The following is a 14,218-nucleotide window of genomic DNA, read 5'->3' as shown; positions in this document are numbered from 1 at the left end:
GGGGGGCTTTATTATGCCAGACACAGAGCTGAAAAATTTACTCCAGGCCAGCCGGAAAAGGCCCAAAAAAAATACGCTGCTGACACTACTCTATATAGGGGGCCTGCTGGGGGCTCTCGGGATGGGGGGGTACTATCGGGCGGAAGCGGTGCGGGTGCGGGGGGAGCTGGAGCGGATTGAGGCGCAACTCTTGAGCCCCATCACCCCGGAGCAGAGGGAGAGCCTGTCGCTGATGGTGATGGGGGTGGTGAAGCGGACGGGGCAGCCGTGGCAGGGGGTGTGGGCGCGGGTGCATCGGCGGTTGGGGGTGCGGAAGGCGAGCGAGATCACCAGAGGGCAGTATGGGGAGGCGGTGGGGGTGTTGGTGGAGGAGTCGAAAGGCTAAAAAAATTTGGTTGATTGCAGGATTGATTTTTTGATACTTTGCATGCAATAAAATAATTATTGGGGTATCTTGACAGGAGCTTAATTAATGGCCAGAAAAAAAGGTTTTAGTGTTGGTGGTTTGTTGGGGGTGGCTGTGCTTTTGCTTGTGGCAACCTCAATGATTGGTCAAATCTTTTTCAGCAAGAAGGGGCCGCGCGCAGTCGAAGCAATCACAGCCTGCCAAACCTTTGTCAAGCAAAAGCTGAAAAATCCAGACTCTGCTGAATTTCCATACGATTATCTCACACCGACGTTTCATGTTGAAGGGGGGTATGGGTGGGATGTGACGGGCAAGGTGAACGCTCAAAACGAGTTTGGAGCGACTGTAAAAGAGCAGTGGAATTGCAAAACCAAGACAATGGATCAAGGAAAGACGTGGAACTTGTTTGAGTTGAGGTTTTTTTAGAGAGGTGTTGTGAATAAAAAATGCTTCAAATCTTGCTCTGTTTTGGGCTCTTGGTTGAACCAAGCCGATAAAAACTATATTGAAGGCAGGTGCTTGTGGTTTAACTGGTTTTATGGTGGCGCTTGCAACTTGCTTTGGCTGGGTGTTGAGCAGCTTTTTAAGTTACTGATATTGCAAAATAAATTATCTGAATTTCCCGAGGAACCCTCAAATTTGGAGGAACACTTTAAGGTTGCTGAAAAAAAAGCTCGGAAGTTTGGGCATAATGTCGACAAGTTGATGGATGCGATTCACCGCATTCACCCGGATATTGAAATACACCAGCACAACGCAACCCTCAAGAACATTCATTACTACTTTAAAAGAAGATACGTGATTAATGAATCCGGCCTGATGAGAGGCGATACGATTGATGCGGTAGATGAAGTTTATTTTTCTTTACGGGGCAAAGTTCAACCGGAGGCGGGAGGGAGGTTGATGGATGAAATTTTCATTCAAAAGAAGCACAAAACCGGCCACCCAATTCCAGGATTCGCCTTTGCCTATCACAGAAACAAAAGCTTTCGTCCCAGAAAACACGAAGTGCGGCACATGCAGATTGGAAATGAATTTTACGCTGAAGCCGGGCAGCATGACGCCATTCTTTGCAGTGACTGGAAAGAGGGTCAGGGATAGCCATGAAAAAGACAGCTCAACTTTTGATCCTGCTAGCCATCCTTATGGCTGCCCCCGCCACCAGCTGGAGCGAGACCGAGCAGCAAAAGGCCAGCAGGATCTGGGGCGGGCAGCTGGCGCTACTGGCAGAGGGGCTGACCATGGCCGACATGCGCACCTACGATATGAAGGGGTGCGGGCGGAAAATGCGGACCATACTGCCTAAAGCCAAGACACTGAGAGAGGAGTCCCAAGGGCTCCACCGCTCCCGGTATTACCATGTCCGCATGGCGGCGACCGAGATGACCCTGTGCGCCACCTGTGGCAGTGTGATCGACGCTTGCGCCAGGGCTGCCGGGCATATCCGGGACGGGATAGCGGAAATCTCCGCAAAATAACCAACGATGGGTGATGTCTTTTTTTTGATCTCGTTGGTTGTTTGTTGTGGATCTTAGATGATCATTTACATATTATGAGGGCATGCGCTGGCTTGCTCTCATTTTTTTTGTTTTTCTCTCCCTCCCCGCCGATGCCGCCCGGCTGCATCATGAGGCGTGGTATCAGGAGCGGTGGTGCCAGGAGATGGGGGGTGAAGCCGAGGTTAGGTTGGCAGATCGGACGCGGGTGGACTGCCTCACCGATGAGTATGCGGTGGAAGCGGATTTTGCCGGGAAGCTCTACCAGGCGGTGGGGCAGTCTCTCCACTACGCCAAAATGACCGGGAAAAAACCGGGGATTTTGCTGATCCTGGAAAAGCCCGGGAAAGAACAAAAATATCTGGACCGGCTCATGGGCATCATCGGCTATCACGGGCTGGGTATCCGGGTGTGGCAGGTGAGTCCATAAATCCCGCTTTGGTTGGGATAGACCATTTTGTTTGTGTGGACAAAATGGTGGTGAGCAGACCATTACGAGCACTGCCTCTAAAAGGTTGGTGGTGCGGCCTGTCCACACACAAAAAACTCTCTCGCACCCGCCCCGCTTTGGCGGGTTTTTTTTGGCCCAATCTAAAGTGGGGTTTTCACCCTGGGTGCGTCTGTGCAGATGGAAACGGCTCGGGCGGGGCTAAAAAACAACCCACTCAAAAAAAACACCTCTCCCATCATTTTCCCCTTGATAGTTTAGCTCAAAACGAGCTAAACTTATTTCAACAGATCAGGGAGTTCCCCAGATCGACACCTTACGAGGAGAAGACAGATGGCCAAGTCCTACGCCTTTACTTACCTTGACGGAACCCAGACCACCGCCGACTCGAGCCAGATTTCCAGCCTGACCCACCGACTCGAAAATCAGCACAGCATCCACGAGGACCTGACAGACAACACCCGCATCGCTGGTGCGCTCTATTCGTTCACCTCCAGAGCCGAGCGGGACGCGTGGGTTTCCGAGGGATACGACCGCCGCGTGTCACACGACGTTGGCGAGTTTCGCCGCGCCATGACTCTCGACAATCTCCCCTCTGGCTGGATTGCCGAGGAGGCGATGCTGCTTCAGGCGAGTGAAAATGGCGACTGGGATGAAGCGGAATTTTAATCGGTAGCCGCCCGCCGGGAGCGTATCCCGGCAAACCTCAAACCAGAGGGATCGACATGCGTTTCTGGATAAAATTTGGCGGCGAAGTTTGGCATTTCCCCCTAAAGGTCAACTTTGCAACCAGAGGCCCTGGCGCGGGGCAAGCCACGTTCGGCCAGATGGAAAGAGGCTTTTTCTACCCGGAGACCCCCCTAGAGGCGGAGACCGCTTACTTCCATGCTGTCCGGAGCGTCAGGAGGGGCGACCCCGGCTCGATCAAACTCACCAGCGACATCCCGGGATTGCCCGGGGCGTATTTTCGCACGGATAGCGATTGGAGCGGCCCCAGAGAGCAGAACCCGGAGCGCCACAAAATGATCTGGGCCACCCCAGAGGAGGGGTGGACAGGCCCGACCAGGTGGCAACTCAAGGGGTCTGTCAAGGTGGCCGGGCTGACAAAACAGGGAGCCGCTGAATTGGTAGGAAAAAACCTTTCGCAGTGGAAAAAGTGGGAGTCTGACCCGGCAACAGCGAAAAATCACCACGGAATCCCCTGGGCATCCTGGTTTGCGTTCCTGATCAGGACGGGGATGTATCCCCCGCCGTATCCAGCTATCGAAACCCCATAAGCCGTCTATTTCTGAATCCAGCGGCTGCCGCGCGCACTGGCACGGCTTCTGGACCGGCCCACGCTCCCAGCCGGAGAAGCGAAAATTGAGGGTGAAGTGGGTCCCACCGATTGTGGTGGGCTCGCCCAGCCCGCTAGGCGTGACGGTGAAGAAGGTGACCAAATAATAGCGTCCGAGAAAAGCGGGCGATAGCTACCGACAAGCCTCAAATAGACACCCCAGACGGCCATCCGAGAAGAAAAAATAGACACCTGGGGTGGAAATTAGTGTTTTTAGTATAGATATCAATACACTGCATTAACTCGGATGGCGGGTGGTGCCGGACTTCCAAAGCATCCGAGAAAGAAAAAACCCCTTACACGCTCACCCACCCCCCCCCACCAAAGCCCCAGGCACGCACACCAAAACCAACCGAAACCCCTGATACACCGCCACTCTGAGGCTCTTTTGACCGCCCCACCCCCCCCAACACCCAAAACCCGCCCAAAACGCACCCCTTCCCGCCCAAAAATGCCAAACCAAGTGGACCAAACGCACAAAATCCGGCCAATCCGTCCAAAATCCCAGGCCGCATGGAATGGCACGGGAAAATGGACAAATGCTGGATTTTTTTGACTTTTTTTGGTTTTTTCCTTCTTTTCTTCTATGTCATTTCAATCGTAACCCCACAACATGGTGAAACTGGCAGGATGAATTTTTTTCCGTCTGCCCCGATCCGTATTCCAACCACATACCTCGGGAATTGGGTAAGGTCACACTCTCCAAGCGGCACGAACATCCATGACGTTTGGAACTTTTCTGTTTTCACAATACTCAAATTACTTAAACTCTAAAAAAAATGTCCAGTGAAGGCCGCCGGTCACGAAGTGGACCGGTCATCGTTAAGGGGACAGTTTGTCCTAGGAAGGGACGAACGGTCATCATTTCTGGACAGAGGCCATGTCGCTTGACTCCCCCGATACCGCTGCTTTTCTTACGACAGCTGAGCTGCCTGATCGCAGAGATGCTGGCAACAGGTTGAGCCTTGAGCTGAAAATCAGTAACGCCCTGGCTACACTATCCCGCCACCTGATGTCTGATGACTTCACCATCGAAGCCATGGCTGGCAAAGTGCTGGAGGTTTCCCTCAAAGTTTCCGCAAGCAGACACGGATATGTCGGTGAGATCGATCCTGATACCAAAGATCTGGTCGCCCATACCCTCACCGACATGATGGGCCGGGAGTGCTCCATTACTGCACTCAAAGACAAGATCGTTTTTCCTCCAGATCCAGACCTTACCTTCCCGAAGCTTTGGGGCGTCTCCCTGAACACACGGCAGGGTTTTTTTACCAATGATCCCCAAAACCACCCCTCATCAGGGGGAACCCCCGAAGGGCATATCCCCATCGAGCGCTACCTTTCGGTTCCGGTTATCATCGGCGGTGAGTTGGTGGGCCAAATCGGACTGGCCAATGCCGACCATCCCTACGATCATTATTGTCTGAAAAATGTCAGCCGGATCGCTGAACTTTTCGCCATTGCCATCCGCAATAAACGCTCCAAAGAAAAAATTCTCGAATCTGAACGGCTCTACCAGGATCTCTATGACAATGCGCCGGACATGCTTGCGTCGGTGGATTCCAAAACCACTCACATTGTCCGATGCAACCAAACCCTGATCGACAAAACGGGGTTTTCCAAGGAAGAGATCATCCATCACCCCATATTTGATCTCTATCATCCGAGCTGCCGCAATAAATCCCGGGAAATTTTCAAGCAGTTTCAAACGACCGGCAGTGTCCAGAACGCCGAACTTGTTTTTCGGACCAAAGATGGCTCCAAACTTTGGGTCATTCTCAACGTTACCAGTGTTCGGGACAGGCAGGGCCACATCCACTACAGCCGCTCCAGTTGGCGGGACATCACCAAACACAAAAAAGCCGAAACAATTATCCGGGAGCGGGAAGAAAAAATACGGCTTCTGCTGGAAGCGACGGGAGAGGGTATTTTTGAAACGGATCTCCACGGTAACTTTACCTTGGTCAACCGCGCCTGCCTGAAGCTGTTGGGCTATGATTCTCCTGGCGAACTTTTGGGAAAAAATGCCCATCAACTCATTCACTGCACCACCCGTAACGGTCCACATCATCCAGTCAAGGATTGTCCCATCCTCGATCCCATTTCCAAAGCGACCGGTATCCATGGTGATGGGGAGATTTTTTTTCGCAAAAACGGCACCCATTTCCCAGTGGAGTTTCACTCCTACCCCATTTTGCGCTACGGAAAAAATATCGGTTTTGTAGTCAATTTCAGCGACATATCCGACCGGATGAGAATTCAGGAAGAGACCCAACGCTCATTGGCAGAAAAAGAGGCCTTGCTCAAGGAAGTGCACCACCGGGTCAAAAACAACATTCAAATCATTTCCGGATTGCTGCAACTTCAGGCCAGCCGCCTGAAAAAAAAGAAAGCCTCCAAAAAAAACGCCTTGGCAGCTCTGGAAGCCAGCCGTGACCGCATACGCTCCATGGCTCAAATCCATGAGCGCCTCTATCGTTCCGAAAATTTGAGCCGGGTTAATCTGGCCGACTATATACAGGAATTGGCAACAAACCTTTTTCTTTCCTATGGCGCCAAGGAAAAAAATATCCGCCTCAAGCTGACTTTGTCGCCCGTATTTCTCAAGATAGAACAGGCCATTCCCTGCGGCCTGATCCTCAATGAGTTGATCTCCAACAGCCTCAAACATGCTTTTAATAAAAAGGGTGGGACGATAAAAATCCTGCTCTGCCAGATAATCAACAACTGGATCGACATGACGGTGATCGACAATGGCTCGGGTTTCGACTTTGACTTAGATAGTCCCAGGGATGGTTCTCTGGGTATCCAGCTGGTGAAAACGTTGGTCCGGCAGTTAAATGGTGAGGTGAATTGGAAAAATAATCAGCCTGGAACACGGGTCAGGGTGCGATATTTGGGGAGGTAACCATGAACGGTGACGGAATCCTGGTGGTGGAAGATGAAGGGATCACAGCCATGGCCCTTGAGGAGTCGCTATTGGATCTTGGTTACCACGTCGCCGGAGTGGTGGAAACCGGTGAGGAGGCGGTCACTCTGGCCATGAAAAGCCACCCCAAACTGGTTCTCATGGATATCCGGCTCAAGGGAAAAATGGATGGTATAGAAGCCGCCACTCGAATTCGGGCCAACCAGGACATACCCATCGTCTACCTCACCGCCCACACCGACAAGCAGACCCTCGCCCGTGCCAAGTTGACCGAACCCTACGGTTACCTGCTCAAGCCGTTTGATTCCCGGGAATTAAAATCCAACATCGAAATCGCCCTGCACAAATACAACATCGAAAAAGAAATCCGGGCCAACAGTGAGGAGTTGCGGTTTATCGTCAACTCGGTCAATGAGGCCATCATCACCGCCGATGAAACCGGTTGTATCCTGTTTTGGAACCTGGGGGCTGAAGAGGTTTTCGGTTACGGGGAGTCGGAGGTTTTCAACCAACCGGTGACGATGCTCATGCCGGAAAAATACCGCCTGTCCCACAGCGAAGGGCTTAGGCGTGTCAGCCAATCCGGACACAGCAATCTGGCAGGCCAGGTGTTGGAACTGGAAGGCCAGCGGAAAAATGGTCAAATTTTTCCCATGGAAATGTCCCTCACCACCTGGAGCCGGGCAGGCAAACGCTATTTCGTCGGTGTCATCCGGGACATTACCGAACGCCGCCGTCTGGAGCAGCAGGAGCATTTTGCCTCATTCCAATCAGGTGTGGCTGAAATGAGCGTGGCCATCCTCCACAATATCGGCAATGCCATCATGAGTATTTCCCATCGGGCGGAAAAAATGGTGACGGCCAGCCGGGAATTGGAAAAAATGGCGGCTATTTTTATGGATTTCAATACGTTATTGGTCAATAAGAGGCAACAGGGGGAGAGCGATCACAATATATTGAATGCTTTGGAAGGGGTGCTCGTTGAGGTCGGTGAGCGCTTGAAACATTTGGGGGCCGGCCTCTTCAGCAAGGAATCCCAGACCATTCAGCAGGGTGTGAACCACATTTCAGAAATCATCAAAATACACCAGGAAACGGCCCAACCAGCCATTCACAGTTCCCGTTTCAACTTGGCGGAACTGGTGGACAATGCCCTGCGGCTACAACTGGACCACTTGGACAAACACCAAATTCGCACGCAGATCAGCACCGATTTATCCCTGTATGAACTCAATATGCCACGCAGCCAAATGGTGCAGTTTCTAGTCAACCTGGTCAAAAACAGTGCTGAATCCATCTTGGAGCGTAGACGCTCCGAGACGGTGGAAGGTTTGATACAAATCACCGCCCAGTCCGACTCCAACGGTTTGGAAATTCGGGTGGTAGACAATGGCCAAGGCATTGCCCACGAACAGCTGGAAAATATTTTTTCCTTTGGTTTCACAACCAAAAACCGTGGGACCGGCTATGGATTGCATTCGGCGGCCACTTTCATCCAATCCCTGAACGGTTCGATTCATGCTGAAAGCCGGGGGCTCAACACAGGAGCGGAAATGGTCATTCGGTTGCCAAAATCGTGTCTGGAGAATAGCCATGACAAACCGAAACGTGTTGGTGGTCGATGACGATCAAAACATAGTGGATAGTTATCGGGAAATTCTTTCTCCCACACAGCCATCGAGTGGGATGTCCCAATTGGATAGTTTTGTCCACTCTTCATCTTCAAAGGAGGCCCCTCCTGAGCAGCGAACTCCGTTTCAGGTCAAAACCGCTAACCAGGGATTGGATGCTGTTTTGCTGGTAGTGGAGTCCCTTGCTCAGAAAGCCCCGTTTGCGGTGGCCTTTATCGACATCCGCATGCCTCCAGGAATCAATGGCCTGGAGACAGCCAGACGCATTCGGGAGTTGGACGAACGAATCCACATCATCATCGTCACAGCCTACAGCGATAAACATATCGAGGAGATCCAGGAAACCCTCTCCCATGACGTGATCTTTACCCGCAAGCCATTGGCCGGGGATGAAATTTACCAGCTGGCAAGAAATGGCTGCCTGAGCTGGGAAGCCCAGCAAGCCCATTTGCAGGAGCAAAACCGGCTGGAACATCAAGTGGAAAACCTGGATGCGATGCGTTGGTACTTCACCGACATCATCTCCTGCCTCAACGAAGGAATCATCGTCTGCTCACCATTTGGCCGAATCCGGTATATGAATCCTGCAGCTATCCGAATGAGTGGATACAAACCGTGGGATCTGACCATGAAGGGGGTGGGTATTCTGTTCCGGCAAACCGATGTCAGTCAGTTGGTGCGACGTATCGTCGAGACCAACGCCAAACCCCGGCATATCCACAAAACGTTGGTTCGCGCCGACCGTTCTACACTCCCGATTCTCATGAGTGGCACCACCATCTGCTCCACGGATGGGCGGGAACAGTCGGTTTTATTGGTATTGAATGATTTGACCGTCCTGAAAAACGTAACGCCGTGATGAAGTAAGTCTCAAGGAGGAACTCCCATGTCCCATGCCACCCACCGAATTTTGGTTTTGGATGACGACCAGCAGCTATTGGAGGTCTATCAGGACATTTTTTCTCCTTCCAGAGAGGAGCCATCCCTGCTTGATGGCTTTGCGGCCAACTCTGAATCCATTGGGGAGCCAAAACCCATTTACCAGGTCACCACTGCCACCCAAGGAGAGGAAGGGGTGGAACGGGTTCGGGAAGCCCTTGCGGACAATCACCCATTCCAGGTGGCCTTTGTGGATATCCGCATGCCCCCCGGTATCGATGGTCTGGAAGCAGCACGCCGTATCCGGGCCATGGATGATCGGATCTACATCGTTATCGTAACCGCCTATAGCGATAGATCCGTTGACGAAATTCAGGAAAGCATCCGCCATGATGTACTCCTGGCTCGCAAACCCTTAACCCGTGAAGAAATCCTTCAGCTGGCTCGTAACGCCTGCAACAGCTGGCGGGAAGATGATCGTCTGCGGCGTCTCCAGAGCGATCTGGAAAGACAGGTTGAAGAGCACGCCATGGCCCGTTGGTATTTGGAAAATCTCGTGTCTTCCCTGTCGGAAGGGTTGTTGGTTTGTACCGGGGAGGGATTGGTGACCTCTGTCAATCCAGCCACGGTCAAGTTTCTGGGCCGGAGTGAAGAGGCGCTGTTGGGATCTTATGTCAGTGAGCTTTTTCCAGAGAGTGACCTGACCGATTTGATGACCCGGATTCTCCATCAGGGTCCCCAGCGCAATATTCCTCAGACCTTTTCGACACAGGCGGGAAAGGAGGTCACGCTGATGGTCTCCGGCTCCATTCTCCAACAAGGAGATGCTTCAGGCCTGGATGGATCCCACTCCCTGGTCCTGGTCATCCACCAGCCGTCTCCTCCAAAAAAGGAGTGACTCCCGATGCATGGATTCGTTTTCCATAAATTGCAGGAGTTTTTTCTCTCCAGGGCTGATGGCAAAAGCTGGGCTGCTGTGGTGGCCAATATCAACCAGCGCCCCAGGGCTTTTCATGTGGGGATGATCTATCCCGATGAAGTCTTCGTCTCACTCTTTCAAAGTATGGCAGCCCAGCTGAATCTGGACCCCTATCAGGCCATGGTGGCGTTTGGCCGGTTCATGGCCAAAACGCTTGTGGAGACTGGGGGGCTTTTGGGGCTTATCCAGCCCGGTTGGAAAACTCTCGATGTCATCGAAAACACCAAGCACCTCATCCACTCTGCTTTGCACTCCTACAACCCCCAGCTGCAACCGCCGGATATCCGCTGCGTGCGTTTGCGGAGCAACGAAGTAGCCATCGCCTATCAATCCCCAAGAAAATTATGTGGGGTGGTCAAAGGGATTGTTATGGGGCTTGCAGACTATTTTGGCGAACAGGTGGATATCCACGAAAACATTTGCATGCTGAAAAAAGGACGCCTTTGTCGCATCAATGTACGGTTACTGGGGGTCCATGGTGAGTCGGAAGTGGGCGCCAATCATGAAATCAAGGAAATATTGAATCATGGCGGTGACCTGAAGCTGTTCAACCTCTACAAGGGAGTGCCCATTTCCTATCCCGCTCTGCTTTTGAAATATTCTGAAAATGCCATTCTGATCAAAGCGCCCCGAACCCAACTGGTCGCAGCTCAAGCCGAGGGGGTCACTTTCATGTCCAGCCCTTGGGTGGATATCGGCCTGCGTGGTCGGGTCAAGGGCATCAACTGGCAAACCATGAGCTTGACCCTCAGCCATATTGTCTATGCTGAAGGACAGGTAGGACAACGTGCTGCTGTCCGAATTGAACCTGGCGAAGAGGTGTCGGTGATCATCCGTTCTGCAGAGCAAACGCTCACAACACGTTTGCTGGATATTTCCATGAGTGGCATCAGTGTGGAGAGTCCATCATCCCATTTTTTCAAAGAGGATGAACTCTACCAAAACCTGGAGTTGGAACTCTCTCTGGCCGTAAAAAATTGGGATCCATTCCTGGGAGATCTTGAGCAGCGCCAAGTGGAACTCAAGCCTACCGGAGAGCTTCTGGGAATTTCATCAAAAGCTGATCGGCAAATCATGCGGTTGGTCTTTAGTGACATTTCAACCAAGGATCTGGCCACCATGGAGCAATACATCATGCAAATTCAATTGGAAGTACTTCGGGATCTGCGGGAACGCATTCAGTAGTCGGGTAAACCGCTTTTTTCTGAGGACCGACATGAGCTTGACCTTCAAACAACCGCGCCGAATCATAACCGACATTCTGTTGTTGGATGTGGTCGATTTTTCCACTTTGAGGGATGAGGATCAGTTCACGACTGTTTCCATCATCAACCACGGCATCATCGATGCGATTCATTTTATCGGCATTCCGGCCGTTCTGGATGAGCGGGAAATTGTCCGTGGTATGGTCCCGACCGGAGATGGTTGTTATCTAATCCTCCACGAAAGCCTGATGGGATATGCCCCTATTCTGGCTCTGGGTCTCAGAAACATCATTTTATTCAAAAGTCGGCAGGCCAGTCAGGTTTTTTCCGGAATTCGGCTTTCGGTACACAATGGAGTGGTCATTCCCTTTCAGGATGCCACTGGTAAGGTGAACTACATTGGCAGCGGCATGAACGACTGTGCCCGCCTGCAAAGTCTGCCGGACCATTTAAAACGAACAGCTGAAAGCTTTTCCGGAGACAAAAACTGGGTGAACGTCTCACAGGAGTGTTGGAACGCCTCCATTAAAAAATTTGATTATACACGATTTTCACAGATGAATTTTCGTTATTCCGATGAAGTGGGTTTCAAAGACAAGCACAACATCAGCCACATCTGCCGCTTTCTGGAGCTGTCGCGAGTTTGGGTCTCCGGGCTGTAGGCATCGCAAATGGTGGAAAAAATGGCCAATCAACCTGCTTTAGAACCCTATGAATTGATTGTTGGGAATGCATCGGAATGCACCAAACTGCTTGCTGCCGCCTTAACGGAAGGTCATCCTGTCCAGGTGGAGATGAGCAATGATGCGATTTTATTTTACTCCCGATTTGAAAACGAACTGGAGCGGATGGAGGATATTGTGGCCGGACGGTTTTTGGAAATCGGACCGCTGGATCCGCCAGTGGGAAATATCCGCATTCGTCGAAGTGAATATGTGAATCTCCATTTTTTCACCACCCGGCATGTGGCTGAGGCGCAGGTCAAATTTTTGGAAATGAGCCCAACCCGCTGCATTCGTCTTTCAGTACCTGAAAAACTGTTCCTGAACCGCCAAAAAAGAACGGCTTTCCGGGTGGATGTGGAGCCTTCCTGGAGATTGACGGTAAAAGTGATTCGCCCTTCCGGGATCTCTTTTCTAGCCAACCCTCTGGATCTGAGCATAGGTGGAATGCGTCTGGTCACCCTGGGTCCGGTTCCAAAAATGTCCAACAATGCTCGTATTGAAGTGGTGGTTGACTGGAAGGAGCGGGGGATTCAGGCGACAGCAAAGGCCAAAATTCTTCAACAGATACCCGTGGCTGGAAATATCAGTTTCCGGCTTCAGTTTTTGATCAGTTCAAGCAAACAAGCCCAACTTTTCGAAAATCTCGTCACTGCCCTCCAAAGACGGCGGATTGAAAAACGCAAAGAGCTGTTTGGCAAAACATAAAAAACAGTGGTGGCGGCCTATACTCAACCAGGAATTTCGGATGGAAGCGTTTCGGATTCCGATCATCCGGAGCTTGGGGGCTGAATCATCGGTCGGGAACAGGGCCGGGTGTTTCTCCTCCAGGGTGGTGAGTAGGGCCAATATCTTGATCTGATTGGGGGTGGTTTCGTCCTAAGGACGGTGGAGACGGCAATGGCGGTCTTGGTGACGGGCATGTCATATATATGCCCATCTGTCCCAAGAGAATGTACGCTGAGCTGTTCGTGTCTTGGATGGCCTGGAAAGAAAAGATGGGGTGGGGGGTGGGAATGCATGGCACAAAATCGGTGCATTTTCCCAAGGGCGGCACATTTTTCCAAGGGCGAGGGCGAGGGCAAGGGCAAGGGCGAGGGCAATAAAAAAGGCAGTTGGGAATGAATCCCAGCTGCCTGATTTTTCAGGAAAAAATGGTCGGGGCGAGAGGGTTCGAACCTCCGACCCCTAGCACCCCATCTTCAACAGCAGGCATGTTAATCTTCAAAAACAACAAGTTGCCATGATGGTTTCGTTCCCATTCTGTCAATATTGGCTATGGAAAATGTGAGGATGATCCTGGGCTGACACAATTCTGGCACATCCATTCCCCTCCCCATGGGGGGGCTGGTCGGGCATCGAGCGCCTTTGAGCGCCAGCCCGACCGAAAACCCGAAGGGTGAGGCGTGCGGCCTTCCCTTCGGGTTTTTTGTTTTTGGTCTCTTTACGTAATTGCTACCTGACACGTTCCTGGTTACACTTAGCCCATGATTCGACACTTCCGGCATAAGGGATTGAGAGCGTTTTTCGAGACCGGTTCCAAACGGAAGATCAAGCCGGAACACCTCAAGCGCCTTCGTGTCATCCTGGCCCGGTTGGAGGCGAGCGGTAGCCCTGAAGATATGGATTTGCCCGGCTTGGGGCTCCATGCGCTTGGGGGAAGCCTGAAAGGGCATTACGCCGTTTCCGTTTCAGGCAACTGGCGGGTGACCTTCCGGTTTGAGGGAAAAGACGCCGTAGACGTGGATTATCTGGACTACCATTGAGGGGCAACCACCATGCGCATGCACAACCCACCCCACCCCGGTGAAGTGATTCGAGAGCTTTGTTTGGAGCCCCTGGGGCTGTCGGTGACCAAGGCGGCAGAAGGGCTTGGCATTACCCGCAAAACCCTGTCGGCTGTGCTCAATGGCCGTTCCGGTATCTCCCCCGAAATGGCCATACGGTTGGCCAAAGCCTTCGGCGGCAGCCCCGAAAGCTGGCTCTCCCAGCAGATGCTTTATGACCTGTGGAAAGCAGAACAGAAGGTGGGTAATATCCAGGTTGCCACCTTTAAGGCGGCTTGACTCTGCACCGGGCATCGAGCGCCTTCGAGCTCCAGCCCGGCCTAAACCGAAGGGAGTTGGAGAGCCCACCTTATGATGTCTTCCAAAACGCTATCCTCAGTTCGCCTTGAGGATCTTCCAG

At 52.1% G+C, this 14,218-nt stretch carries 16 protein-coding genes; all 16 read left to right on the top strand.

Features of this window, described 5'->3' with window-relative positions; all coding sequences use genetic code 11:
* The first annotated feature begins 13 nt into the window (after nt 1–13).
* The 16 genes from HQL52_03775 (at nt 14) to HQL52_03700 (ending at nt 14,097) form a co-directional block, all read left to right on the top strand.
* Nucleotides 14–385, top strand: a complete 372-nt coding sequence (locus tag HQL52_03775; protein ID MBF0368556.1) for a hypothetical protein — start codon at nt 14–16, stop codon at nt 383–385.
* An 87-nt stretch (nt 386–472) separates the two neighbouring features.
* Nucleotides 473–832, top strand: a complete 360-nt coding sequence (locus tag HQL52_03770; protein MBF0368555.1) for a hypothetical protein — start codon at nt 473–475, stop codon at nt 830–832.
* 54 nt (nt 833–886) lie between these two features.
* On the top strand, nt 887–1,507 hold the full coding sequence (locus HQL52_03765; protein ID MBF0368554.1) for a hypothetical protein: 621 nt from the start codon (nt 887–889) through the stop codon (nt 1,505–1,507).
* 2 nt (nt 1,508–1,509) lie between these two features.
* Nucleotides 1,510–1,884: a hypothetical protein gene (locus tag HQL52_03760; GenBank protein MBF0368553.1), complete on the top strand. Its 375-nt coding sequence runs from the start codon at nt 1,510–1,512 to the stop codon at nt 1,882–1,884.
* Between the two features lie 82 nt (nt 1,885–1,966).
* Entirely contained in the window at nt 1,967–2,332 is a 366-nt protein-coding gene (locus HQL52_03755; GenBank protein ID MBF0368552.1) for a hypothetical protein, read from the top strand.
* Nucleotides 2,333–2,683: 351 nt separating this feature from the next.
* Nucleotides 2,684–3,019 (top strand): hypothetical protein, encoded by a 336-nt coding sequence (locus HQL52_03750; protein MBF0368551.1) that lies wholly within the window; start codon nt 2,684–2,686, stop codon nt 3,017–3,019.
* Between the two features lie 56 nt (nt 3,020–3,075).
* Nucleotides 3,076–3,627, top strand: a complete 552-nt coding sequence (locus HQL52_03745) for a hypothetical protein (GenBank protein ID MBF0368550.1) — start codon at nt 3,076–3,078, stop codon at nt 3,625–3,627.
* 939 nt (nt 3,628–4,566) lie between these two features.
* Nucleotides 4,567–6,594, top strand: a complete 2,028-nt coding sequence (locus HQL52_03740; protein MBF0368549.1) for a PAS domain S-box protein — start codon at nt 4,567–4,569, stop codon at nt 6,592–6,594.
* A 2-nt stretch (nt 6,595–6,596) separates the two neighbouring features.
* Nucleotides 6,597–8,240, top strand: coding sequence for a PAS domain S-box protein (locus HQL52_03735; GenBank protein MBF0368548.1), 1,644 nt, complete (start codon nt 6,597–6,599; stop codon nt 8,238–8,240).
* Nucleotides 8,209–9,105, top strand: coding sequence for a response regulator (locus HQL52_03730; protein MBF0368547.1), 897 nt, complete (start codon nt 8,209–8,211; stop codon nt 9,103–9,105). The genes HQL52_03735 and HQL52_03730 overlap by 32 nt, the downstream gene beginning before the upstream one ends.
* A gap of 27 nt (nt 9,106–9,132) precedes the next feature.
* Nucleotides 9,133–10,023: a response regulator gene (locus tag HQL52_03725; GenBank protein MBF0368546.1), complete on the top strand. Its 891-nt coding sequence runs from the start codon at nt 9,133–9,135 to the stop codon at nt 10,021–10,023.
* Between the two features lie 6 nt (nt 10,024–10,029).
* Nucleotides 10,030–11,289 carry a heme NO-binding domain-containing protein gene (locus HQL52_03720; protein ID MBF0368545.1) on the top strand — a complete coding sequence of 420 codons (1,260 nt, stop codon included), beginning with the start codon at nt 10,030–10,032 and terminating at the stop codon, nt 11,287–11,289.
* A gap of 31 nt (nt 11,290–11,320) precedes the next feature.
* A complete protein-coding gene (locus HQL52_03715) occupies nt 11,321–11,971 on the top strand; it encodes a hypothetical protein (protein ID MBF0368544.1) in 651 nt (216 codons plus the stop codon).
* A 21-nt stretch (nt 11,972–11,992) separates the two neighbouring features.
* Nucleotides 11,993–12,739 (top strand): PilZ domain-containing protein, encoded by a 747-nt coding sequence (locus HQL52_03710; protein ID MBF0368543.1) that lies wholly within the window; start codon nt 11,993–11,995, stop codon nt 12,737–12,739.
* A 779-nt stretch (nt 12,740–13,518) separates the two neighbouring features.
* Nucleotides 13,519–13,797, top strand: a complete 279-nt coding sequence (locus tag HQL52_03705) for a type II toxin-antitoxin system RelE/ParE family toxin (protein MBF0368542.1) — start codon at nt 13,519–13,521, stop codon at nt 13,795–13,797.
* Between the two features lie 12 nt (nt 13,798–13,809).
* Nucleotides 13,810–14,097, top strand: a complete 288-nt coding sequence (locus HQL52_03700; GenBank protein ID MBF0368541.1) for a HigA family addiction module antidote protein — start codon at nt 13,810–13,812, stop codon at nt 14,095–14,097.
* The last annotated feature ends 121 nt before the right edge of the window (nt 14,098–14,218 follow it).

Source organism: Magnetococcales bacterium, from assembly GCA_015232395.1.
Lineage (GTDB): Bacteria > Pseudomonadota > Magnetococcia > Magnetococcales > JADFZT01 > JADFZT01.
Note: the sequence above shows the minus strand (reverse complement) of the source record. Positions and strands in the feature narration are given on the sequence as shown.

Excerpts from the sequence above, each read along its gene's own strand:
- HQL52_03775 (MBF0368556.1), top strand. The coding sequence starts at position 14 with ATGCCAGACACAGAGCTGAAAAATTTACTCCAGGCCAGCCGGAAAAGG.
- HQL52_03770 (MBF0368555.1), top strand. The coding sequence starts at position 473 with ATGGCCAGAAAAAAAGGTTTTAGTGTTGGTGGTTTGTTGGGGGTGGCT.
- HQL52_03760 (MBF0368553.1), top strand. The coding sequence starts at position 1,510 with ATGAAAAAGACAGCTCAACTTTTGATCCTGCTAGCCATCCTTATGGCT.
- HQL52_03755 (MBF0368552.1), top strand. The coding sequence starts at position 1,967 with ATGCGCTGGCTTGCTCTCATTTTTTTTGTTTTTCTCTCCCTCCCCGCC.
- HQL52_03750 (MBF0368551.1), top strand. The coding sequence starts at position 2,684 with ATGGCCAAGTCCTACGCCTTTACTTACCTTGACGGAACCCAGACCACC.
- HQL52_03745 (MBF0368550.1), top strand. The coding sequence starts at position 3,076 with ATGCGTTTCTGGATAAAATTTGGCGGCGAAGTTTGGCATTTCCCCCTA.
- HQL52_03740 (MBF0368549.1), top strand. The coding sequence starts at position 4,567 with ATGTCGCTTGACTCCCCCGATACCGCTGCTTTTCTTACGACAGCTGAG.
- HQL52_03735 (MBF0368548.1), top strand. The coding sequence starts at position 6,597 with ATGAACGGTGACGGAATCCTGGTGGTGGAAGATGAAGGGATCACAGCC.
- HQL52_03730 (MBF0368547.1), top strand. The coding sequence starts at position 8,209 with ATGACAAACCGAAACGTGTTGGTGGTCGATGACGATCAAAACATAGTG.
- HQL52_03725 (MBF0368546.1), top strand. The coding sequence starts at position 9,133 with ATGTCCCATGCCACCCACCGAATTTTGGTTTTGGATGACGACCAGCAG.
- HQL52_03720 (MBF0368545.1), top strand. The coding sequence starts at position 10,030 with ATGCATGGATTCGTTTTCCATAAATTGCAGGAGTTTTTTCTCTCCAGG.
- HQL52_03715 (MBF0368544.1), top strand. The coding sequence starts at position 11,321 with ATGAGCTTGACCTTCAAACAACCGCGCCGAATCATAACCGACATTCTG.
- HQL52_03710 (MBF0368543.1), top strand. The coding sequence starts at position 11,993 with ATGGCCAATCAACCTGCTTTAGAACCCTATGAATTGATTGTTGGGAAT.
- HQL52_03705 (MBF0368542.1), top strand. The coding sequence starts at position 13,519 with ATGATTCGACACTTCCGGCATAAGGGATTGAGAGCGTTTTTCGAGACC.
- HQL52_03700 (MBF0368541.1), top strand. The coding sequence starts at position 13,810 with ATGCGCATGCACAACCCACCCCACCCCGGTGAAGTGATTCGAGAGCTT.